The following is a 22,986-nucleotide window of genomic DNA, read 5'->3' on the forward strand; positions in this document are numbered from 1 at the left end:
AATTTCAAATGACTAATCTAATAATTTTCCCATTAAGGGGTGGGTTTTGTCAATATCTGAAAGAGACAAAACCACACTCGTATTCACTTAGATATTCCCGTATTTGAGTGGCGTTTTGTCCATAACCAGTAAATAAACAGACCAACCGAGGCGCAGCCTGCGCCTAAAAGCGTGTCCCAGATACGCCAGATCAGAATGGAATGGTCTCCGCCGTAGGCGTACATCAGCCAATCAAGGACGAAGAGGATGTACATCGTGATGAAAAACTGCATCAGCGCGTAATTGCGTCCGACGAAGTAAGGTATGCCCAGAGAGGCCAGCACCACAACCGTTCCGAGGACAAAAAGATTTGGAATATGAGGCATCAGAAGCACTACGGCGAAGTAGCCGGCAACGGTACCCAGAATACGAAGAAGAATGCGGATGAAGCCGGAACGAACGTCCGAATTCAGAATATAAATAATCGTGATGCCGACCCAGCCGGGTTCTGACATATCAATAAACGTGGACAGCCAGAGGCCTGTCACCATGGTCAGCGCGGAAATCAGTCCGTAGGCGGTCGTATTGCGCGTTCCGCCTTCGACCATCCTGAGCTGATCAAATAAGCGGGGACCAAGCTTTTCGATGCGCCAGACATAATGGTCCGCAACGACCACCAGAGCCGCCAGCGAAAAACCCATCGCGTATCCGATGAATGCCGACAGGTTCGGCGAGAAATCAAAAACGGAGATCAAAAGAAAGACCAGGACATACTTGCCCCAAAGCCACCAGAACTTCTCCGCAAAAGTCATGAGGCTCTGCCCGAAGCACGCTGCGGCAAGAATCAGCCACTCCCCGAAAGCCAAGTGCTTCAAAGCGAGACCGACACCGGCTGCGGCCAGCACTCCGAGAAAAGTCAGCAAAAGACCGCCCAGTCGGCTCTTTAAAGTAGACTCCGTATCACTCAGAAGCGCCATAAAGGCGCCCAGAGCCGCGAAACCGCCGATCTGCTGATCTCCGATCAAAGCGGAGATACCCAGCGCAAGCGATATCGTTATAAAAAAGCGCAGAGTGGCCGTAAGCCTCGATTTCCTTTCGAGCTTCGGATCCTGCGCGGTCACTGCCATTTTGCAGCCGCCTTAAAATCAGCCTCCGGTAACCGGCGGGAAAAAGGCGACTTCGTCTCCGTCTTTAATCTTCGTCGATTCCTTGGCCATTTCCTGGTTCACGGCAAAGCGAAGTCTCGGCATTTCTTCAAATGCGGCTTTCAGCGCTTCGTCGTTTTCCGACAGGTAATTAATCAAATCCTCGACTGTCGTGACATCTTCCGGCAGTTCAAGACTGTCTTCGCCCTTCAGAACCTTATCTTTCAGGGAAGCAAAATACAAAACTTTCACGCTCATTTATTTCTCCTTTGCGCAGCAAGGGCAATCTTCACTTCGGCTGTACTTCATATGCCACCAGCTCCAGCTGCGGGCATCCACCATTAATAGCTCACCCGTCAGCGGCTTGCCGAAACCTCCGATAATTTTAAGAGCCTCTGAGGCCTGCATACATCCGAGCGTACCCACTAAAGGCGCAAATACGCCCTTAGTCGAAGCCTTCTCGTCGGCCCCGTCATGATTTGGGAAAAGACAGGCATAACAGGCGGAGTCCGGGTCCCGATAGTCAAAAACCGTAATCTGTCCGTCAAACGCGACCGCGCCGGCCGTAACAAGCGGCTTTTTATGTCTGCGGCACAGTTCACTGATCGGGTAGCGGGAAGCGGTGTTGTCGGTGCAGTCCAGCACTACGTCATGATCTGCAATCAGCTCTTCGAGCTCTTCAAGCGAAGGACGATGCGTAAAGGCTCGAATATCAATCTCGGAATTCATCGCCTCAAGCGAAGCCTTCGCGCTGGTCGCCTTATTCATACCGATGCGGCTCATGTTGTGAATCACCTGACGCTGCAGATTGGTGAGATCCACGGTATCTCCGTCGGCGATCGTGATGCGGCCTACGCCGGAAGCGGCCAAATACAGAGACGCAGGGGAACCCAAGCCGCCCGCACCGATGATCAGCACCTTGGAAGCGCTGATTTTTTCCTGAGTATGCGCGTCAAATTCCTTTAAAAGCTCATGACGCGAATAACGATTTTCTTTTTCCATTAAGGTCCTTAATAAGGGTTGACAAGGCAGCCGCCAAGAAGCGCCGCGCGTTCAAATCATAATCAACTAAAAACGAGATTTAGCGCTGTGAAGTTTTTCCTGCAAAAACCAACCGTCTGGATCCTCGTAAACGGGTCGCTGACCTAATATTAACCCTAACAACAGAGAAACTCGTTCCTTGAAAAGACATCCCAAGCGTCCTACTATGGCATGATTACAGTAATGTGCGTCTTTCAGGGCCACTCAACCTTATTGGAGATCAAGAAATGCCTTTCAAAAAGCTGCTGTGGGCGGTCTGTGCTGCCGCAGCCCTTACTGCTTCAGCCGGCGTCAGCGCTGAAGAATATGTTGTCGGTACCGGTGCTACCTATCGTCCGTTCGAATACGAAACTCCTCAGAAAGAGCTCGTCGGCTTTGACGTAGATCTGATGCGCGCCATCGCTAAAGCCGAAGGCTTTGATGTCAAATTTATCAACACTCCTTGGGAAGGCATTTTCGCTACCGTCGATAAAGGCGACAGAGACATCATCATGTCGGGTATCACAATTACCGACAAGCGCAGAGAAGCTGTCGATTTCTCCAAACCCTACTTCCTTGCCCATCAGCTCATCCTGACAGACAAGAACACCAAGATTGAAAAGCTTACCGATCTTAAGAAAGGCAATGTCGCGGTTGTCAGCGGTTCCGCCGGTGACGTAGCCGCTTCCGAAGCTTTCGGCAAAGCCTCTACCCGCATCCGCCGCTTCGACAACACTCCGCTCGCTCTTGAAGAACTGAACCAGGGCGGTGTTGTTGCCGCGATCGGTGACGTCGGCGTTCTCGCTTTCTACGCTCGCAACAATCCGGACAAACACTTCAACATGACCCGCGATCCGAACTTCAAAGAACAGTATTTCGGAATCGCCGTCAAGAAAGGCAACAAAGCACTGGCCGAAAAAATCAACGCCGGTTTGGATAAAGTCGTAAAGAGCGGCGAATACAACAAGATTTATCAGAAGTGGTTCGGCACCGACGCCCCGAAACTTCCCGACTAATCTTTTCTTCCCGATAGAACCCGATCTTTTACAGGTCGGGCTCTTTTTAACCTAACTCGAAGGAGTAATCGTGGGCGGTTTTCGCTATGAGGTAATTACAGAGTATTGGCCCTTGTTTATGGAAGGCGCCAAGATGACGATTCAGATCACGATCATCTGCGTGGTCTTGGGCGTTATCCTGGGTATGGCATTAGGTATGGCGCGTCTTGCGGACGCGCGTCACGCACCGTGGCGGCAGATTTTGAAATATTGCGTACGCTGGCCTGTGACGGTATACGTGAGTTTCTTCCGCGGAACTCCGCTCTTTGTGCAGATCCTGCTGATGCAGTTCGCGATCCTGCCCTTCTTTATCCATCCGACCGAGGGACTGCTGATCAGCGGCGACTTAGCCAGAGAAATCCGCTCAACATACGGCGCTATGCTCGCCGGTATCATCGCAATCACTCTGAACGCCGGCGCCTACCTCTCCGAAGTCTTCCGTGCCGGTATCCAGTCTCTGGACAAAGGTCAAATGGAAGCGGCCCGCTCTGTCGGCATGACCTACTGGCAGGCAATGTTCCACATTATCCTTCCGCAGGCTTTCCGCCGCATGCTTCCGCCTTTGGGCAACAACGCGATCGCCATCCTGAAAGACTCCTCGCTGGTGTCCGCAATCGGTCTTGCCGAACTTGCCTACGCTGCGCGAACAGTCGCCGGCGCATCGGCTCGTTACTGGGAGCCGTACATCACCATCTCTCTCATGTACTGGGTCATGACACTTGCCTTGGCTTATCTCGTTAAGAAGATGGAAGAACACTTGGGTAAAGGAGATGACAACCGATGAGCGAACAGAAGCCTATCATTCGTATCTGCGATCTGCATAAGTACTTCGGCGACAACCAGGTGCTTCGCGGAATCGATCTGGACATTATGCCCGGCGAAAAGGTCGTAATCCTCGGACCGTCCGGCTCCGGAAAATCGACCATGCTTCGCTGCATCAACGCGCTTGAAGAAGCAACGAGCGGACACATTTATGTCAACGACGTCGATATCACATCGCCGTCGACCGACATCAACAAGGTACGCGAACACCTCGGCATGGTATTCCAGAGATTTAATCTCTGGCCGCACAAAACGGTCCTCGAAAACGTCGCGCTGGCTCCGAAGCTCGTCTCTAAAGTCGACAAGGCTTCCGCTGAGAAAAAAGCGCTGGAAATGCTCAAGCGCGTGGGCTTGGCCGATAAAGCAAACGCTTATCCCGCAAGTCTTTCCGGCGGTCAGCAGCAGCGCGTCGCGATTGCCCGCGGCTTGGCGATGGAGCCCAGAGCGATGCTCTTTGATGAGCCGACCTCTGCGCTTGACCCGGAACTCGTCGGCGAAGTGCTGAAAGTCATGACCGATTTGGCCAAGTCCGGTATGACGATGGTCGTCGTCACGCACGAAATCAATTTCGCGCGCGAAGTGGCCGACCGAGTCATCTTTATGGACGGCGGCGTGATCGTCGAACAGGGCAACCCGGAAGATGTTCTGATGCACCCGAAAGAGGAACGTACCAAGACATTCCTGAAGCGCGTGCTTCCTAAAGCCGAATAATTAGGTCTAAGATTTGAAAAGGAGCTGCGGCTCCTTTTCTTTTGTGCCGAGCCAATCATGGACTTCTCTCATTTCTTTTCTTCTATTCCGGTCATCTATAGGACCGTAGCACTTTTGGTTCTCTCCAACCTCTTCATGAGTTTCGCATGGTATGCGCATCTCAAAAATCTCAGCAGCGCGCCGATTTGGATCGCGATCCTCTCAAGCTGGGGCGTGGCGCTCTTCGAATACTCGATTATGGTGCCCGCCAACCGACTCGGATTCACGGACCTCTCACTCGGTCAGCTCAAAATCCTGCAGGAAGTTGTCTCGCTGTCGGTCTTCATTCCTTTTGCCGTCTTTTACATGAAGGAGCCGCTGAAACTGGATTACCTTTGGGCCGGACTCTGCATACTCGGCGCAGCCTACTTCATGTTCCGCGATAAGCTTTAACGCAAAAAAAAGCCTCGATCCGTTTTGGAAAGAGGCTCTTTAATAATTTTATGAAACCGTTCGATTAGAACACTTCAATATTGTCAATGAGACGCGTCGTGCCGATCTTAGCGGCCGCAAGCACCACCAGCGGCTCTCTGGTAAGCAGATCGTCCTTAGTCGGCGCAAGTAAGTCCTTTCTGCGGACAACCGCGACATAATCCGGCTGCCAGCCGTTCTGTCTCAGCGTCTCCATCGCCTTTTCTTCAAGCGCGTCGGCGTCCGAGCTTCCTGCTTCAAGCGCTTCTTTCACGCCTTTAACCGTACGATAGAGCAGTGTCGCCTCTTCAAGCTCCTTGTCATTCAGATAACGGTTTCGTGAGGACAGCGCAAGACCGGTCTGCTGATTTCTCTGCAGCTCCACCGGGATAATTTCAATGGGCATTCCAAACTGCTCTACCATCTTCTGAATAATACGAAGCTGCTGATAGTCTTTCTTGCCAAAAGCGGCTTTGTTCGGACGAACGATCGAAAAAAGCTTCATCACGACGGTGGCGACCCCGGTAAAGAATCCCGGACGATAAAACCCTTCAAGAATGTCAGCGAGCTTCGGATCCGGCTGAACGGTAAAAACCTGAGGCTCGGGATACATGTCTTTTTCGCTCGGCGCAAAAACAATATCCACAACGCCCTGCGCTTCGAGTTTGGCACAGTCCTCTTCGAGCGTACGGGGATACTGATCAAAATCCTCGTTCGGTCCGAACTGCAGACGATTGACAAAGACGGATGCGACAACCGTGTCGCCGTGCGCTCCGGCGGTTTTCATCAGCTGCAGATGGCCGTCATGGAGATTTCCCATCGTCGGTACTAAAACAATGTTTTTCTTATCCGCAAGCTCAGCCTGAAGATCTTTAATGGTATGAACAACTTTCATGACGTCCGTTTCCTAAAAAGAGTGCTGATCAGTCGGGAACTGTCTGCTTTTCACCGCCTGAACATAGTTGGCTACAGCCTGCTGAATGGAAGAAGCGCCTTCCATAAAATTCTTAGAGAACTTCGGCTTGCGGCCGGGGAAGATGCCGAGAATATCCTGGAGCACGAGCACCTGACCCGACGTTCCGACACCGGCGCCGATTCCGATCGTCGGGATACGGAGCTCTTTGGTGATCTTCGAGGCGATCTCGGCGGGAACCATTTCAAAAAGCACCATGTCCGCGCCCGCTTCCTGAAGCGCCATCGCTTCCTGATAGAGCTTTTCTTCGCCGCTTGCGGTTTTGCCCTGCACATAATATCCGCCGATCGCGTTGACCGACTGAGGCGTAAAACCGATGTGCGCGCAAACTGGAATACCAATCTGCTTTAGGCGGCCAACGAGCGGACAAACTTCAAGGCCTCCCTCAAATTTCACCATATTGGCGCCCGCTTTCATCAGCTTGACCGCGTTGCGAACCGCTTCGTCTTCGTTCACAAGGTAAGAGCCGAAATTCATGTCGGCAAGCACGAAGGCGTTTTTGTTTCCGCAGGCGACGCAGGCGGTGTGATACGCCATGTCGTCAATTGAAACCGGAATCGTGGTGCCGTGACCCTGAACTGTCATGCCGAGAGAGTCTCCGATCAGCATGATATCCACGCCCGCTTCATCTTCGAGCGCAGCGAAAGTCGCGTCGTAGCATGTCAGCATGACGATCGGTTCGCCCTCCTGATGCATCTTTCTGAGCGTGCCGAGCTTAACCGGCTTTCGGGTTTTGTTTTCTTCCATGAGTACATTCTCCGTTGAGATTGAGCCACTGCTTAGGGCTCTTGTATTTTTGGATTCTCTGATCTTTCACATCCGCTAAATAATCCGCGGCTTTTGTTTTGGCAGTTATCTTACACTGCGGCGCCGCTTCATTTAGAGGCACAAGGACAAACGCGCGTTCTGTCATTCTCGGGTGCGGGAGTATGACAAAGGGATCATCACTGACTTCTTCACCATAGAGAAGAAGGTCGAGATCAACGGTACGCGGCGCGTTGTGAACACCCGCGGGTCTGACGCGGCCGAGTTCGTTTTCGATACGGAGGAGTTCTGTTAAAAGCGCCCTTGCGCCCATCTCTGTTTCGATTACAAGAACGGCATTTAGATAATCCGGGCCGCTCGAGTCGATCGGCTCAGTGCGGTAAAGAGAAGAGACCGTGCGGAAGCTGACTGAATCGAGCGCACAAATTCTTAAAACGGCTTCGGGGAGCGCTTTTTCAGGCTCCCCGATATTTCCGCCCATTCCAATCACGGCGATCGTCATTCTCGGGATCTTCCGCCTAAAAGTGCTGATCTCTGCGGCGCTCTGCGGCGTCTGACCGTTCTCGGCGCACTCGGCTCGTCAGAAAAAGCTTCGGACTTTTCGGCTTCTGAAACTTTCGCCTGAGGCTTTGCCTCGCTCTTCGGTTTTGCGGCCGGAGAATTTCGTTTTGCAGCCGGTTCCTGAATAGTCTCCACAGCGGGAAGCTGCGGCGGTTCAGCCGCTGCGGCCAGCTCTTGGGGCTCGACGCTTTCGCTCTGCAGAGCGGCATTCGCGGGCTGAGAACCCGTTTTCTTCTTTCTCCTCCTTCTCGTCTTCTTCGGTTTGTCCTCTGCTCCTTCCTCTTTTGCAGAAGTCTTCCGGACACGTGCTGCGCGCTCCATTTCCTGAATCATGATGTGGCGGTCATCCTCGGAAGCGCTCTCAAACGCGGTCCACCAATCCGCCAGCTCATGCGGCACCTCGCCGCTTGAAGCTCGGATCAGCAGAAAGTCGTACGCTGCGCGGAATCGCGGGTGATTCAAAAGACGGAACGGAAGGCGGCCGCCTCTGCGCTCGAACTTAGGCTGAAGCTTCCAGATTTCCTGCATATCATTGATAAAGCGTCCCTGGACACCGACCATCACAGGGCTGTGGCTGACTTCGGCGGCAGCCTTTTCCCAGCACTGCGTCATGCTCTTAGCGTTCGAGTTCTTCTCAACATAAGATTCCACATCACGCCATAGGAGTACGGCGTAAAGGAAACTCTGAGAAATGGATCTGCCCTGACGCACACGTGCGTCGCATCGGTCAAGCGCCTTGCGCACAAATACATTCTCCCGCTCTCTCATCAGAAGCTTAAAGATCGGAAGATGCACTTCAATCTTGTACTTCGCCATTAAATCCACACACTGCAGCGCAGCCCCGCTCATCAGCATCTTGAGCATCTCATCGTTCAGTCGGGCCGCCGGAACGTTGTCAAGATACTGCTGCATTTGTGTCATCGGATCCGCGGTTTTCGGATCAATGGTGAAGCCGAGTTTGGAGGCGATTCGAACGGCGCGAAGAATACGAACCGGATCCTCCTGATAGCGAATCTGCGGATCTCCGATCATGCGAATCCGCTTTTTGCGGATATCGAGCATACCGTTGTGGTAGTCCAGCACGTCGCCGCTTGTCGGATCGAAGTACAGCGCGTTTACGGTAAAGTCGCGTCGTGCCGCGTCTTCGTACTGCTCTCCGAAAACATTGTCGCTGATCACTCGTCCGTTCTTATCTTTTTGGACGCCTTCGGCGGTCAATCCGCGAAAAGTGGAAACCTCAATCGTTTCCGCTCCTTTGATGACATGAACCAGACGAAATCTGCGTCCGATGATGATGGCGCGTCGGGTTACCTTGCGCACCTGCTCGGGCGTCGCATCGGTGGCAACATCAAAGTCTTTAGGCGTATGCCCGATCAGAAGATCGCGGACCGCGCCGCCGACAATGTAGGCTTTGTAGCCCGCCTCCTGCAGCCTTTTGCAGACAGAAACCGCAAACGGGCTGACCTGCCTGAGGTCGATCTTATTTTCTTTATGCGGAATGACCCGCGGCTTGCGCCTGATTTTTCGGGTCCCGAAAAGATTCTGTACTGTCTCAACTATTTGGTCGATCAATTTTTTTCCTCCGCGGGGCGCCTACTGCATTTCATCTTTGGAAAACAAATCCAAAATCTCCCAGCCTCTTGCTTCGGCCGTCTGCCGAAGCAAGTCGTCAGGGTTAGTCGCCACCGCTTTTCCTCCGTTGTCCGCAATGAACTCGAGCAGCGGAAGATCATTCTTCGAATCCGAATAGAACACGCATTGCTTAATGATGTCCGTCGGTTCACCTCGCTCGAGCAGATAGTCCCTCACGCCGGTGATCTTGCTTGCCGCAAAATTTTCTTTCGCGCACCGGCCTGTGAACTCGCCGTCTGGCCCTACCTCAGGCTCCGCACACAGCAAATGATCCATATTAAAAAGCTCCGCGATCGGCTCTACCGGATATCGGTACGAAGCGGTCACCATGACAACTTTAGCACCGCTTCTGCGATAGGCCTCCACGAGTTCAACCGCTTTAGGAAGAATATGCGGTTCAATCAAATCACGCATGTATTCGACTCTGAGCCGATCCAGCTCGCTGCGCGGAAAACTCGCCAGCAGCTGCATCTCAAAATCGTCAAACTTGTGAATATCAAGACAGCCGTTGTGGTAGTCCACGTCAAACTGAAGCCTTTCTTTTCTCAGTGCCTCGCGGCTATCCTCTGCGGCGTGATCCAGCAGAGTTTCTGCCCATCGAATAGAACTGTCGACGGGAATAAGCGTCCCGTCTAAATCAAAGAAAGCGTATTTCACTTATTTTTCCTTGGTGTCATCCTGCTGAGAAAGACATTCTTTGATCAGCGGAATCGTAATCGGCCGCTTGGCGGCCATCGCGTAACGATCTAAATTATTAAGAAGCGTGGTCATGCTGTGCATGTCGCGCGGAAGATTGTTCTCCATCCATGAGATCACTTCGTCACTCACGGTAAGGCCGCGATTAGCCGCCCGCTCCAAGATAATGCGCCGCTTGTCTTCTTGAGAAAGCGGGAACAGCTCAAATACCGGACCCCAGGAAAAACGACTTGTCAGATCTTGGCGCCAGCCCTCCGCTTCAAAATCCTTAGGACTGCGGTCGGAAGCCGCGACAAGGTGTGTACCGCTATGCGCGCGGATTTCGTTATACAGCTCAAAAAGCTGATGCCGCTCACTGTCATTCAGGTTCTGAACATCGTCAACGGTGTAAAGGGAGACGCCTTCCGTGAATTTCGGCACGCACTCCGATTGAGTCGCCAGCGCCTTCAGTAGATGTGTCTTCCCGGCGCCCTGATCGCCCCAGATAAAAAGAAACTGCGGGCCTGTCCCTGAGGCCACTTCGCGCATCGCTTCGATGATCCCCCGGTTTGAAGAAACGCCGAAAAACTCCTCTCCGCCGTCGGCGGGAACGATAAAGTTATCAAGTGTCGGCTTGTTATCCTCAAAAAAAGCCAGAGGAAGCTGTGTTTTTCTTTCTAAATTCATACGTCTGCAAAATTCGTCTTCCTGAATTTTAACCATTCGCAAGGCGTTTCACTAAGGTTCGCACAATTTGTTATTTGCTCAATACGAGAGCCAGACGTCTTCCTTCCGACTGAGATCGTTTTATCGTGGTCGGCATGTGCTAGCAAAAAGGCGGTGAAAATGAATCATCAGTTTAATGAGATGGATTGGCCTGAAGAGACCGCGGTTAAAGTTGTGAAAGGGGCAGGCGACAAGAAACTTGCCGTCTTCATGGATCCTTTCTGCGTGTACTGCAAAAAACTCAGCAAGGAAACGCTTGCGAACATGAACAACATCACGATTTATGTCTATCTTTGGCCGATTCTCGGTGAAGAGTCCGAAGAGATGGCAAGCGCCATCTTATCGAGCTCCAACCGAGCCAAAGCTCTGGTGGACTGGATGAAGTTTGATCAGATGCCCAACGGACTCTCCTCGGAAGCATCCGACCAGATCCTTGATAAAAATCGCCGCTTGGCTGAAAGACTCGGACTGCACGGCACGCCCGCGATTTTCCTCTCCGACGGCAGAGGCCCGTTTACCGCAATGAGCCCAACCGCGCTCGCGGCCAAGCTTTCTACAGAAACCGCCTAAATCGGTTCTGTCCCAAAGCCATCCTCCCCAACGCTAGCGGCACTTGAATCCGCAAGCGCTGCGGAGGATTTTTTCAGTCTGTATTAAGGCTCCTCCGAAATTCGAGTTCCTAAGGGGCTTTATCCGCTAAAATTGCCGCATTACATCCTCACTTCTCAGTACTGCCAGCAATGACTAAACCTCTTTCCTATGCAGACTCCGGAGTCTCTATTGACGCCGGCGATGAATTAGTCGAACGTATCAAACCGCTTGCTAAAAAGACATTGATTCCGGGTGTGCTCGGTTCAATCGGCGGATTTGGTGCGCTCTTTGAAATCTCTAAAGAATATAAGAACCCGGTTCTCGTGACCGGTACAGACGGCGTCGGAACCAAGCTCAAGCTTGCCTTCCTGCTGAACCGTCATGACACTGTCGGCCAGGATTTAGTCGGCATGAGCGTGAACGACATTCTGGTTCAGGGCGCCCGCTCCCTCTTCTTCCTTGATTACTACGCATGCGGCCACTTAGATGTGGACGTCGCGGAAAAAGTGGTCGGCGGCGTCGCACGCGGCTGCGAACTCGCAGGCTGCGCCCTTATCGGCGGCGAAACCGCTGAAATGCCCGGCATGTATCCGCAGGGCGAATACGATCTCGCCGGATTTGCGGTCGGTATCGTCGAAAAGGATCAGATCATCGACGGAACGACGATTAAACCGGGCGACGTTGTGCTCGGTCTTGCCTCCAGTGGCCCGCACTCCAACGGCTTCTCTCTGATCCGCAAGGTTGTGGAAGTCTCCGGAAAATCCTGGGAAACACAGCTTTCGGACGGAAAAACTCTTGCCGACGCCGTTATGGAACCGACCCGTATCTACGTCAAACAGATTCTTGAAGCGATGAAGACTGTCACGATCAAGGGTATGGCGCACATCACCGGCGGCGGCCTTCTGGAAAATATCCCGCGCGTGCTGCCCGAAGGCACACAGTGCGTGATCAAAGCAGGCTCCTGGAAGAGACCCGAAGTCTTCAACTGGCTGCAACAGGAAGGCCATATCGAAGATCACGAAATGTACCGAGTCTTCAATAACGGTATCGGCATGGCTGTGATCGTCGCTGCTGGAGACGCCGAAAAAGCTAAAGCCGCGCTGGAAAAAGCGGGTGAAACCGTTTACACCATCGGCTGTATCGAAGCGCTCCCCGAAGGCGAAGCGCCCTGCGTCGTCAAGTAATTCAGACGCATTGACCACTTAAAACCGGAGCCCATCGACTCCGGTTTTTTGTTTAGCGATTAAAACTCTGTCTTTTTCTCAAGCCACGAGAATTCTTCATCGTCCAGGTAAGGACGCAGTCGTTTTCTGCACTCGGCGTAATAATCCCGAATCCAGTTCACTTCGAATGCACTCAGTTTTTCCGCAAGAATCGCCTTGTGCTCAAACGGCAGGAAGGTCATCACTTCAAATCCGAGGAAAGTACCAAACTCCGTCTCTCCTTCTTCGCGCACCGCGATCGAGTTCTCTATGCGGATGCCGTAACGGCCGACTCTGTAAATACCGGGCTCGTCAGAAAACAGCATGCCTTCCTCAAGCGGCGTATTTCGCGCGTAAGGGAACGCAGGCGCATATTCAACGCAGATTTTTCCGGGACCTTCATGGATATTGGATACATAGCCAATGCCGTGACCGGTGCCGTGGCGGAAATTCTTTCCCTTGTTCCACAGATCGGCTTTTGCGATCGCGTCCAAAAGGTCACCGGTGGTTCCGAGCGGGAACTTTTGAGAGGCCAATCGGATGTTGGCTTTCAGCACGTCTGTGTAATCCTCTTTCATTTCTTCAGTCAGCAGACCCAGTGCGACCGTTCTTGTTAAATCGGTCGTGCCGCACTTGTACTGAGCGCAGACATCAAAAAGAAGAAAACCTTCGGCGATCACTTTTTTACTATCCTCTTTACGCGGACGGTAATGAATCACCGCGGCGTTATCCGCGAAACCGACGATCGGAAGATTCGCGGGCTGCAGGTACAGTTCTGAGCGCGCGCGAAATTCATTCAGCTTTTGACCGACGTCGTATTCGGTAATCGTTTCTTTACCGACAGTCTTTTCAAGCCAGCGCATGAGCCGAATAACCGCTGCCGCTTCCAAATCATTCGCCTTATGGATGTTCTCGAGTTCACGCGCGCATTTTTTAGCTTTCAGCGCAGCGGTTAAATCCGGCCTTTCGACAATCTCCACCGTGTCCGGCAGCGCCTCAAAGAGCGCGACCGGTGTCTTATGCGGATCTAAAACAACTTTAGTACCGGCGGCGATATGCGAGAGAAACTTCTCCGTCTCGCGGTACGGAACGAGGAATATTCCGTCCGCATCCAGCCCTTCGGCCTGCTCGGCGGTGACTTTTCTCTGATCCGTCATGAGAAGCGCAATGTCCGGCCCGACCACCATATAGGCATGAAAGAACGGATAGAGCGGATTATCGTGTCCGCGAAGGTTGGTGAGCCAAACCACATCGTCGAGTCCGCAGACAAGCGTCACCGCGCCTTCTCCTGCCGCCTCTCTGAGTTCTTTTCTGAGCGCCGTCAGCTTTTCTCTTCGGGTTCTGACAGTGAATTCCTCTTCAAGCTGATAAAGCGAGTCCTGAGGAATCCTCGGACGATCGGTCCAAATATTGAGGAAGGATTCAAGATTCAGTTCAAAACGGATATCTCTGCCCTTCAGCGCGGATTGGATTTTGCGGAAATTCGCTGTCGACAGAACGCCTGCGTCAAGCGCGAGACAGCCGTCCTTCGGAATATGGTTTCTCAGCCAATCGAAACGATCCGGATCCTTCGGATCAGAAATGCTGTAAAGCGCAAATAGTTCCGCATCCACCTGACGTTTTGCCTGTTCCGTGTAGCGGCCGTCTGTCCAGAATGCCGCTTTATCAGCGGTCACAATCGCCCAGGCGACACTTCCGGTGAAACCGGTAAACCACTGAACGGTCTTCCAATGATCTGCCACGGATTCGCTTTGGTGCGGATCGGTACAGGTCAGATAAACGGCGTCGACTTTCTTCGAAACCATCCATTTTCTTAACGCACTGAGATGTTCTGCTGAATTCATAATCTGTCCGCAAAATAAATCTAAGAATACCGCTAAAAAACGAATCATCTCAGTGTCAACTTCCAGAGCGGACAAACCCCGAAATCCGAAAATCTTTAGCTGGCGGCTGACACGTGGCAGCGGTTTTGTCAAACCTGGGTTATCTCTATATCGAAAGCGGCAGAAGTCTGAAAGAATGGATAGTTGCTACTTACTTGTTAGCACAAATAACCAGCAAAGGAGAATTTAATGACCGACCCGAAGCCCGTATGCACCGATAAAACAAAGGCCGTCATCGCCGCCTTGCGTGCCGATCCTGTTATCGCCAAAGCGATTCAGCAGTGTGAAGAGCAGCATCAGCAGCGTATCGACGATCAGGTCAAGCTGACAGAAATCCCCGCGCCTCCCTTCCACGAAGAAGTCCGCGCTGACGCCCTGGTAGAAATGTTCAAGCAGTACGGCGTAGAAAACGCGCATAAGGATACGATCGGCAATGTTATCGGCCGCGTCAAAGGTTCCGGAAACGGCCCTGTGCTTGTCATCGGCGCGCACATCGACACCGTGTTTAAAGAAGGCACCGACTGCACCGTCCGTAAAGAAGGAAACGTCTACTACGCGCCCGGCATCTCTGATGATGCGGGCGGTCTTGCCGGCATGCTTCAGGTCATGCGCTGCGTGACTCAGAACAACATCAAGCCGGTCGGCGACATCGTTTTTGTCGGAACGCTCGGCGAAGAAGGCAACGGCGATCTTCGCGGCTGCAAAGCGCTCTTTAAGGAAAAGAACGATTATGACGGCATGATCGCAATCGATTCGGCCAATGTCCACCGCATTCTTCGCGGCGCGGTCGGCTGCAAGCGCTTCCGCATCATCTTTGAAAGCATGGGCGGACACAGCCTGCATAAATTCGGCATCGTGGGTTCTGCCATTCACGGTCTCGCCCGCGCAATCACGATGGTTGACAACCTCGAAGCTCCGCAGGATCCGAAGTGCACGTTCAATTTCGGCGTCATCAAGGGCGGCACCAGCGTCAACGCGATCGCGGCCCGAGCCGAAGCCGAACTCGACATCCGCAGCTTCAACCAGCCCTCTCTCGAAGCGTTCGTCGAGAAAATCCTCGCCACCATCAAACAGGCCTGCGAAGATGAAAACAAACGCTGGAATCTTGAAGGTGAAAACGCAGTCCGTCTCATCATCGAGCAGATCGGCGACCGTCCTGCCGGTATGAACGCTGACGACGCGTCCGTCATTCAGGCCGCTTACGGCGCACTGCTTTCTCTGGACATTTCGCTCGACAAGTACACTCTTGCCGCGACCGACCAGAACGTTCCGCTCTACTACGGACTTCCCGCGACAACGCTCGGCGCAGGCGGCACAGAAGCCAACAACCATGCGTTAAGCGAAAGCTGGGACAGCACCGACGCCTTCCAGGGACCGCAGGTCGCCTTCCTTACCGCCATGACTCTTGTCGGCGTACAGGGCGTGACCGAACCGATCCTTGAAAAAGCCAAACACGAATAAAAATTTCCTCTTGGCCGGCGTTTTGTCGGCCTCAAAATGCAGCGCCTCCTCGGAGGCGCTTTTTTTACGGTTTCTTTTATCGCACTTAAAGTGAACTTTAAGCAGAAATGCCTCGAAAACGGTAAAAATCACCGTATTTACGATAACACCGATAAAAAAAATATCTTTAAGCGAAAAAAGTCAAGATTTTTTGCGTTAATTTATTTTTAAACAACACCAATTACATCATCGGAGTTTTCAATGGAATCCATCGTATCGGCAGTAAACGACGTCGTGTGGTCGCCGGCGCTCGTTTACCTGTGCCTTGGCGCAGGCCTTTTTCTTTCCCTGCGCGGAGGCTTTCTGCAGCTGCGCCACTTAAGGCACATGTGGCAGCTCCTTTTCCAGCCTAAGGACAACGTCACAGGCGTCTCTTCCTTTCAGGCCCTCTCTATGACACTTGCCGGCAGAGTCGGTACCGGCAACATCGCGGGCGTTGCCACCGCGATCACGTTCGGCGGCCCCGGCGCCGTTTTCTGGATGTGGATGGTTGCGTTCCTCGGTGCAAGCTCCGCATTCGTAGAATCCACGCTCGGTCAGATCTACAAAGAAAAGATTAACGGTGAATACCGCGGCGGTCCCGCCTTCTACATCGAAAAAGGCCTCGGCATTAAATGGTTCGCCTGGCTCTTTGCGATTGTGACGATTTTCTCCTGCGGTCTTTTCCCGCCGGGCGTACAGGCTAACGCCATCGCGACCAGCATGGAAAACGCCTTCGGCATCACTCCTGCGATCTCCGCCGGCGCCATCGCGGCTCTTCTCTCCTTCATTGTGTTCGGCGGCTTAAAACGCATCGCGGCGTTCACAACTCTGGTCGTGCCCTTCATGGCTCAGGCCTACGTGATCTTCTCGCTTGTGATTGTGTTCATGCACATCGACATGCTCGATGACGTCGTCTCTCTGATCGTCCGCTGCGCCTTCGGCGCTGACGCGGCTTTCGGCGCGATTGTCGGAACAGCTTGCCATCGGTCTTGACCCTGTTTTCCACCCGGAAAAGCTTAGAATCCGCGGCGCCGATTATTGGACAGGCGGCAGAGCCGAAGAAATTCGCGACAAAGAACGCGCGAAACTGAGCAGCGGCTCAAGAACGGATTTGGAAGGCGGAAATATTCTGAACGTCTAAGTCTGTAGTGCTCAAAGAGGCTGCCTCGGCAGCCTCTTTCATTTTCAGAACTTTCTTATAAAGCGGCGTGTGCGGCGCACTCCCATACTTCAAAACTCTTCGGATCCGTCGGATCTAAAAGCTCGGTATCCTTCATCGAACGCATCCATGTCATCTGCCGCTTCGCAAGCTGCCGAGTCGCCGCAATGCCGCTTTCCCGGAACTCATCAAACGTTTTCTTACCGTCGAGGTATTCCCACGCCTGACGATAACCGACGCACCTCATGCTTGCATAGTTTGTCGTAAGGCCGGGAATCTCTCTCAGACGCTTCACTTCATCGATAAATCCCACCTCAAGCATTTGATCAAAACGCAGTGCGATCCTGCGATGCAGCTCGGCTCGATCCGGAGGAAGCAGCGCAAAGGAACGGAGCTTCAAGACGGGCGGCTTTTGATCGGCATAGAAAGAAGAAATCGGTCTCCTCGACATCTCATACACTTCAATCGCTCGCGATATTCTCTGAGTATCCCCGGGTTTCAGGCGCTCGGCCGTCTTCGGATCAACCGTTTTCAGGCGCTCATAGAGCGATGCGAGCCCTTTTTCTTCAAGCTCTTTTGCGACACGGTCACGGACTTCGAGCGTGGTGGTCGGGACTTCGGATAAGCCGTCGCGAATCGCCTTGGCGTACAGCATCGTACCGCCTACGATCATAGGCAGTCTGCCTCTGCCGCGGATCTCTCGAACCAATCGAGTGCAGTCCTCTGCAAACTGAGCGGCTGAATAACTTTCCAACGGCGTGATGATGTCAATTAAATGATGCGGGACTGACGCGAGCTCTTCTGCGGTTGGTTTGGCCGTACCGATATCCATTCCCTTGTAGACGAGCGCGGAATCCACCGAAATAATTTCGATCGGAAGTTTTTTTGCCAAGTCGAGTGCAAACGCGGTCTTTCCGCTTGCGGTCGGACCAACCAGCAAAATCGCGTCGGGTTTCTCGTTCATTATTTGCCCCGCATAAAGAAACTGTCGAGCTCTTTAGCCGAAAGCTGAATCCATGTCGGCCGGCCGTGATTGCATTCGTCCGCTCGGTCGGTCTGCTCCATCTGACGCAGGATCGCATCCATTTCTTCAATGGTCAGGATACGGTTGACGCGTACTGCCGCATGACAGGCCATACGCGCAAGGACTTCATTACGTTTTTCAGTCATGACCGCGCTTTTGCCGAATTGCCGAATGTCGTCGAGGACGTCTCGAACAATGGTCGGACCGGACTGCGCCATCTGTGTGTCCAGGAACTGCGGCGCGCCGCGCAGACTCAGCTGAGTCGGACCCACCGCGCTGAGTTCAAGACCCAAGCGCTCAAGCTCCTCGCGGCTCTCCTCAAACACCGCCATCTGCTCGGCCGTGACCGTAAACACGAGCGGAATCAGCTGCGCCTGAATCGGCATATTTCGTTCGTCAAAACTCTTTTTCAGGCGCTCATAAAGGATGCGCTCGTGGGCGGCGTGCATATCGACGAGCACCATGCCCTGGGCGTTCTCGGCAATAATAAAGGTACCGCATACCTGTCCGACGGCCCTGCCCAACGGCTGCGGACCCTGAGGAAGGCTCTGATCGGAGTGATAAACCGCGGAAAGTCCCTGTGTTTCCGTCCTATCGACGCGCATTGCCGCAATCGTTGTCGGAAATGGTTTTGCGCTCGAAGAATGGGGACGCGACCCCGGAGAAGCAAAGTCTAAGAAAGCTTCCAAAGAACGCGCGGTCCCCTTGTGCGCGGCAGGCTGCGGAGGAAAGTCCGTGCGAGCAGTATGCTCAAGACGATTGACTGCCGACGGATCTTTTTGTTCGACAATCTCACCGCTGGAAGGATCCACAATAGTGGTTCGCGCAAGCGCTTCTTCCACCGCATGGAATACAAACTGATGAATCGCCTGTGAGTCTCTCAAACGAACTTCACTCTTTGTCGGATGGACATTGACGTCCACTCGTTTGGGATCCATATCCAAAAACAGGCAGTAGCTCGGCTGGCTTTGTCCGTGCAGCACATCGTTATAAGCCTGACGTACCGCATGGGAGAGCACTTTATCGCGTACAAAACGACCGTTAATGTAGAAATACTGGTTGTCCGCTCTTGCCCTTGCGGCGGTTGGAAGACCGACCCAGCCGTAGAGATTACCGATCGGCACAGAGGCGTCCACCGCCCGATGCGCGTCTCTAAAGTCTTTGGGCATAAGCCTTGAAAGGCGTTCCTCGGTTCCGGAAGCAGGCAGATTGATCACAGACTTGCCGTTCACAATCACACTGAAAGCGATATTCGGATAAGCGAGCGCGATCCGCTCGATGCATGTAAGACAGTGTGCAAGTTCCGTGGATTCACTTTTAAGGAACTTTCTGCGTGCCGGCGTCTTATAGAAAAGATCACTAACTTCAATGCGGGTTCCATGTGTTCCGGATGCGGGAGAAATTTCTCCGTCCATTATCGAAAAGGCGTCCGAGCCCTCGACCCTTGAAGTGAGTTTAAGATCCGCGACACTGGCGATAGACGCAAGCGCCTCGCCTCTAAACCCTAACGAAGCGACAGATTCCAACTCATCCAAATCGCGTACTTTACTCGTCGCATGACGCTTTACCGCAAGCGTCAGTTCTTCGCGCGGGATACCGCATCCGTCGTCCGCAACGGAGACGCGTTTGATACCGCCTCCGTCCAGCCGCACTTCGATTGAAGTCGAACCCGCGTCGATCGCGTTTTCCACAAGTTCCTTCACAACGGACGCAGGACGGTCCACTACCTCTCCAGCAGCGATCTGGCTCACGAGCTGATCGGAAAGTTCACGAATTCCGCGCCCGGTGTATATATTTTTGGCTGTATTGTTCATATGATTATTTTAGATTTTCGGCGCTTTGACGCAACCAATTAATCTGTTTCGCTTTATTCATTTTCGTCTTTAATTTCCTTGTTTTGGGCCTTTCCGGCGCCGATTCTCCTTCATCTTTCTAAAATTATTTTCGGATGATTGTTTGAGCATGAAGAGATGGATTTTTTATCGGTATTTCTGGAACTTTTCCGAAACAGCGACCAATTTATCGCGCATATGGCTGCTCAGTACGGCGCCTATGTTTATTTATTCCTATTCACCGTCTACTTTCTTGAAACCGGTGTCGCAATCTGCGCGCTTCTGCCGGGAGACTCTCTGATCTTTGTAACGGGCGCTGCGGCTGCCGCAGGAATCCTGAACCCTGTCGCGGCGTTTTTCGCGATCGCGCTTGGCGCCTGCGTGGGCAACACTGTCGCTTACGGACTTGGTTACTGGCTCGGCAATAAAATTTACGACGGGTCGATTAAGTGGATCGATCAGGACTCCATGGCGAAGACAAAAGCGTTCTTTGCCAAGCACGGTAATCTGACCATCCTGCTTGCTCGATTTGTGCCGATAGTTCGGTCCTTTGCGCCGCTCGTCGCCGGTGCGGCCAAGATGAATCGACTGCGCTTTGAAGCGAGTGGAACACTCGGCGCCGTTCTCTGGGCCGGGATTATCGTGACGGCCGGTTACCTCTTCGGAAACATCCCGTTCATCAAAAACAATCTGTCGCTCATCCTTGTCGGCGGTATTGTGCTGGGACTCGCGCCCTTTGTGATCGGCTTTATTGTCAAAAAGTGGAGACAGCATCCGGACCGCTAGACTTCAGCGAAAGGCCGAAACCTCCCTAGGTTCTTCCCGTATGCGGCAATGAAACCCCTTGGGATACTGTAGAATCACTTGTTTCATGAGTCAGTCTGCCTTTTTGAATAACATGGATTTTTTCTCTCTTGCTTTAGAGCTGTTCCGCAACGCCGACCACTTTATTTTTTACATTGCCGAGAACTACGGCTGGTGGGTCTACTTTGTCCTTTTCTCGATTTTCTTCAGCGAGACAGGGCTGGTCATTGCGGCTTTTCTTCCGGGAGACTCTCTGTTATTCATCTCCGGCGCCGCAGCTGCGGCGGGCGCGCTTGAAGTATCGACGCTGATTCTTCTCATTACCCTCGGCGCGATCCTCGGCAACACACTGAACTATTACATCGGCTCTTGGCTTGGCAATAAGATTTATGACGGCTCCATCAGCTGGATTGATCAGTCCGCCCTTCAGAGAACTCATGACTTTTATGAAAAGCACGGCGGAAAAACTATTGTTTTAGCGCGTTTTATCCCGATCGTTCGCTCTTTTGCCCCCTTAGTCGCAGGCGCTGCCAAAATGGAAATGGGCAAATTCCAGCTCTACAACTGCACCGGCGCGTTTCTTTGGGTCACATCTATCGTCGGCGCGGGCTATCTGTTCGGCAACATCCCGTTCATCAAAAACAATCTCTCCCTGATTTTGATTGTCGGCATCCTCGCTGCGCTGGTACCTTTTACTTTCGCAGTTATTGTGCAGTTTGTTCGCAAAAAAATCCTGCAGAAATAAAAACATTTCCAGATGCGAAGACCCGGGCAATGTCCCGGGTTTGTTTTTATCCAGACCTCTGAAAAGAAATTATCGGGCTAAACAGTACATCTTTTCTTTCGGAACCAAAACGCCTGTTCGTTCGGTCAGACGAACGCTTTCAGCAATTCAAATCAAATCGAACAAACCCGTTGAGGCTCTTAAAAAGCGTGAGTATTTCTGAGCTCATTCTTATAATTTAATAATAATGCATTCCGGAAGCTCTGTGGGAGCTATCCGACGGTCTACATAATTAAAAAAACTCTCAAGGAACTTGAAATGACGAAATTCAAAACGCTTTCGCTTTCTGTTGTACTAGCCTGCCTTCCCTTTGTAGTCTCCGCAGCTGATATCGAAAAAATCAACACCGATGTTGTCGTGGTTGGATCAGGCGGAACGGGCTTATCTGCTGCCGCGTCGGCCCATCAGCACGGCGCTAAAGTACTTCTTATTGAAAAGCAGGCATTTGTCGGCGGCAGTTCCGCACTTGCAGGCGGCGCTATAGCGGCGGGAAACACAAACCCGCAGAAGCGAGCCGGTACGCAGAATGTTTCAGATGACGGTTTCGTCAACATTTGGATTAAAGACCAGGATCGCTCCTTCCCGGGCGCCGATGAAAGCATGCCGGATGAAGCCCGCATGCATAAGATCATTAATGAATTCGACAAGACCGTCAACTGGATGGAAAAGGATATCGGCCATAAGTTTGCCGTTCCGCGCCCCTTCGGCTACGGCGGCCCGAATTATGCGCACGCACCGGCAGAATCTCCGATTCCTGCTTCCGGCAGAGGCTCTTCTCCTGCGGGCGGCCGCTTTGTCGTCAAGGCATTCACAACTTATCTCGACAATGCCGGTGTTCCGATCATGACCGGAACTAAGGCTGAAGAATTAATCACGGACAGCAAGGGCAATGTCGTCGGCGTCAAAGCCATGAAAGGCAAACAGCCAATCGAAATTCGTGCAAAAGCCGTTATTCTCGGTACCGGCGGATTTGCCAGAAATAAAGAACTCCTTGAAAAATTCGTTCCTTCCTACGCACCCTACACGGATGTGTCCAATGCGACGCCCGGCGCCACCGGTGACGGCATTATCATGGCTCAGAAAGTGGGCGCCGCAGGCTTCAAAGACGGCTGGGTCATGGGTATCAGTCCGGTTTCTACAAAGAGGGAACTGAACAATACCTTCAGAACCAAGAATGTGTACAAAGATGACGTCTTTGTGAACCAGGACGGAAAACGCTTCGTTAAGGAAGACCTGCCTTACATTGTTGATCCGATCGCCAATCAGAAAGCCGCTTGGGCAATCCTGGACAGCAAAGACACGAATAAGGCCGCTCTGCTTGCCAAATACAACGATCCGGAAATCGTTGTCAGCGGTAAAAACTGGGAAGAGCTCGCCAAAGCGATGGGCGTTCCCGCTGCTCAGCTGAAAGCCACGATGGATCAGTACAACCAGGCCTGCAAAGACAAGAAGGACCCCGTTTTCGATAAAAATCCTGAATTCCTGGTTCCGTTCGAGCAGGCTCCTTTCTACGCAGTTCGTGTCATTCCGTCAACGATGGGAACCATCGGCGGTGTCAGAACCAATGACAAGTTCCAGGTTCTTCGTGCGGACGGCTCCGTGATCAAACCTGAGTTTGGCAGAATTTATCAAATAAAAAAGCTCTCAGTCCTTTGATTATCAGGGAGTTGAGAGCTTTTTAAAATTATTGTCTTGTAGGTATGCTAGAGCA

Annotated in this window: 24 protein-coding genes; 12 read left to right on the forward strand and 12 right to left on the reverse strand. The window is 52.5% G+C overall.

The features are described 5' to 3' along the window. Positions 1–83: 83 nt before the first annotated feature. The 3 genes from E5987_RS08470 to E5987_RS08480 are packed head-to-tail and all read right to left on the reverse strand — an operon-like array spanning position 84 to position 2,126. Positions 84–1,106 (reverse strand): FUSC family protein, encoded by a 1,023-nt coding sequence (locus E5987_RS08470; RefSeq protein WP_160335659.1) that lies wholly within the window; start codon positions 1,104–1,106, stop codon positions 84–86. Between the two features lie 18 nt (positions 1,107–1,124). Beyond that, positions 1,125–1,382 (reverse strand): molybdopterin converting factor subunit 1, encoded by a 258-nt coding sequence (moaD, locus tag E5987_RS08475; protein ID WP_160335660.1) that lies wholly within the window; start codon positions 1,380–1,382, stop codon positions 1,125–1,127. After that, entirely contained in the window at positions 1,383–2,126 is a 744-nt protein-coding gene (locus E5987_RS08480) for a HesA/MoeB/ThiF family protein (protein ID WP_160335661.1), read from the reverse strand. A 266-nt stretch (positions 2,127–2,392) separates the two neighbouring features. Between E5987_RS08480 and E5987_RS08485 the strand changes: the two genes are divergently transcribed. The 4 genes from E5987_RS08485 (at position 2,393) to E5987_RS08500 (ending at position 5,164) form a co-directional block, all read left to right on the forward strand. Then, on the forward strand, positions 2,393–3,160 hold the full coding sequence (locus E5987_RS08485; protein WP_160335662.1) for a basic amino acid ABC transporter substrate-binding protein: 768 nt from the start codon (positions 2,393–2,395) through the stop codon (positions 3,158–3,160). A 118-nt stretch (positions 3,161–3,278) separates the two neighbouring features. After that, positions 3,279–3,983, forward strand: coding sequence for an amino acid ABC transporter permease (locus E5987_RS08490; protein WP_202074596.1), 705 nt, complete (start codon positions 3,279–3,281; stop codon positions 3,981–3,983). Next, a complete protein-coding gene (locus tag E5987_RS08495) occupies positions 3,980–4,732 on the forward strand; it encodes an amino acid ABC transporter ATP-binding protein (RefSeq protein ID WP_160335664.1) in 753 nt (250 codons plus the stop codon). The genes E5987_RS08490 and E5987_RS08495 overlap by 4 nt, the downstream gene beginning before the upstream one ends. 57 nt (positions 4,733–4,789) lie before the next feature. Next, positions 4,790–5,164, forward strand: coding sequence for a DMT family protein (locus tag E5987_RS08500; protein ID WP_202074595.1), 375 nt, complete (start codon positions 4,790–4,792; stop codon positions 5,162–5,164). 64 nt (positions 5,165–5,228) lie between these two features. Here E5987_RS08500 and panC read toward each other — a convergent pair whose 3' ends face one another. From panC to E5987_RS08530, 6 genes are read right to left on the reverse strand one after another with little or no spacing between them, the layout of a single operon-like run. After that, positions 5,229–6,077, reverse strand: coding sequence for a pantoate--beta-alanine ligase (panC, locus tag E5987_RS08505; RefSeq protein ID WP_160335665.1), 849 nt, complete (start codon positions 6,075–6,077; stop codon positions 5,229–5,231). Positions 6,078–6,089: 12 nt separating this feature from the next. Beyond that, positions 6,090–6,902, reverse strand: a complete 813-nt coding sequence (gene panB / locus E5987_RS08510) for a 3-methyl-2-oxobutanoate hydroxymethyltransferase (protein ID WP_160335666.1) — start codon at positions 6,900–6,902, stop codon at positions 6,090–6,092. Then, positions 6,871–7,422, reverse strand: coding sequence for a 2-amino-4-hydroxy-6-hydroxymethyldihydropteridine diphosphokinase (gene folK, locus E5987_RS08515; protein WP_160335667.1), 552 nt, complete (start codon positions 7,420–7,422; stop codon positions 6,871–6,873). The genes panB and folK overlap by 32 nt, the downstream gene beginning before the upstream one ends. Next, positions 7,419–9,053, reverse strand: coding sequence for a polynucleotide adenylyltransferase PcnB (gene pcnB / locus E5987_RS08520; RefSeq protein ID WP_160335668.1), 1,635 nt, complete (start codon positions 9,051–9,053; stop codon positions 7,419–7,421). The genes folK and pcnB overlap by 4 nt, the downstream gene beginning before the upstream one ends. A gap of 21 nt (positions 9,054–9,074) precedes the next feature. Further along, entirely contained in the window at positions 9,075–9,770 is a 696-nt protein-coding gene (locus tag E5987_RS08525; RefSeq protein WP_160335669.1) for an HAD family hydrolase, read from the reverse strand. Then, positions 9,771–10,475, reverse strand: a complete 705-nt coding sequence (locus tag E5987_RS08530; RefSeq protein ID WP_237178779.1) for an HdaA/DnaA family protein — start codon at positions 10,473–10,475, stop codon at positions 9,771–9,773. It lies immediately after the preceding gene. 159 nt (positions 10,476–10,634) lie between these two features. Here E5987_RS08530 and E5987_RS08535 point away from each other — a divergent pair, with 159 nt between their 5' ends. Together E5987_RS08535 and purM are read left to right on the forward strand one after the other, a co-directional pair. Next, entirely contained in the window at positions 10,635–11,084 is a 450-nt protein-coding gene (locus E5987_RS08535) for a DsbC family protein (RefSeq protein ID WP_160335671.1), read from the forward strand. Positions 11,085–11,254: 170 nt separating this feature from the next. After that, complete coding sequence (gene purM / locus E5987_RS08540) at positions 11,255–12,289, forward strand: phosphoribosylformylglycinamidine cyclo-ligase (protein ID WP_160335672.1); 1,035 nt, start codon at positions 11,255–11,257, stop codon at positions 12,287–12,289. 59 nt (positions 12,290–12,348) lie between these two features. Here the strand turns inward: purM and E5987_RS08545 are convergent, their stop codons facing one another. Then, positions 12,349–14,151, reverse strand: a complete 1,803-nt coding sequence (locus tag E5987_RS08545) for a M24 family metallopeptidase (RefSeq protein ID WP_160335673.1) — start codon at positions 14,149–14,151, stop codon at positions 12,349–12,351. A gap of 228 nt (positions 14,152–14,379) precedes the next feature. Here E5987_RS08545 and E5987_RS08550 point away from each other — a divergent pair, with 228 nt between their 5' ends. From E5987_RS08550 to E5987_RS13100, 3 genes are all read left to right on the forward strand, one after another. Next, the gene (locus E5987_RS08550) at positions 14,380–15,651 is read left to right on the forward strand and encodes a M20/M25/M40 family metallo-hydrolase (RefSeq protein WP_160335674.1); all 1,272 of its coding nucleotides are present in this window, start codon (positions 14,380–14,382) and stop codon (positions 15,649–15,651) included. A gap of 240 nt (positions 15,652–15,891) precedes the next feature. Beyond that, entirely contained in the window at positions 15,892–16,665 is a 774-nt protein-coding gene (locus tag E5987_RS08555; protein WP_237178780.1) for an alanine/glycine:cation symporter family protein, read from the forward strand. Next, positions 16,637–16,813, forward strand: coding sequence for a hypothetical protein (locus E5987_RS13100; protein WP_237178781.1), 177 nt, complete (start codon positions 16,637–16,639; stop codon positions 16,811–16,813). Before E5987_RS08555 ends, E5987_RS13100 begins: the two co-directional genes overlap by 29 nt. 55 nt (positions 16,814–16,868) lie before the next feature. Here E5987_RS13100 and miaA read toward each other — a convergent pair whose 3' ends face one another. Both miaA and mutL read right to left on the reverse strand, forming a co-directional pair. Then, the gene (gene miaA, locus E5987_RS08560; RefSeq protein WP_160335675.1) at positions 16,869–17,795 is read right to left on the reverse strand and encodes a tRNA (adenosine(37)-N6)-dimethylallyltransferase MiaA; all 927 of its coding nucleotides are present in this window, start codon (positions 17,793–17,795) and stop codon (positions 16,869–16,871) included. Further along, positions 17,795–19,669 (reverse strand): DNA mismatch repair endonuclease MutL, encoded by a 1,875-nt coding sequence (gene mutL / locus E5987_RS08565; protein WP_160335676.1) that lies wholly within the window; start codon positions 19,667–19,669, stop codon positions 17,795–17,797. The genes miaA and mutL overlap by 1 nt, the downstream gene beginning before the upstream one ends. Before the next feature lie 156 nt (positions 19,670–19,825). On the opposite strand from mutL, the gene E5987_RS08570 reads away from it, so the two are divergent. From E5987_RS08570 to E5987_RS08580, 3 genes are all read left to right on the forward strand, one after another. Further along, entirely contained in the window at positions 19,826–20,473 is a 648-nt protein-coding gene (locus E5987_RS08570) for a VTT domain-containing protein (protein ID WP_160335677.1), read from the forward strand. 112 nt (positions 20,474–20,585) lie between these two features. After that, the gene (locus E5987_RS08575) at positions 20,586–21,236 is read left to right on the forward strand and encodes a VTT domain-containing protein (protein ID WP_160335678.1); all 651 of its coding nucleotides are present in this window, start codon (positions 20,586–20,588) and stop codon (positions 21,234–21,236) included. A 297-nt stretch (positions 21,237–21,533) separates the two neighbouring features. Beyond that, positions 21,534–22,931 (forward strand): FAD-dependent oxidoreductase, encoded by a 1,398-nt coding sequence (locus E5987_RS08580; protein WP_160335679.1) that lies wholly within the window; start codon positions 21,534–21,536, stop codon positions 22,929–22,931. Positions 22,932–22,986 lie beyond the last annotated feature (55 nt).

It is taken from the genome of Parasutterella muris (assembly GCF_009767915.1).
GTDB lineage: Bacteria > Pseudomonadota > Gammaproteobacteria > Burkholderiales > Burkholderiaceae_F > Parasutterella > Parasutterella muris.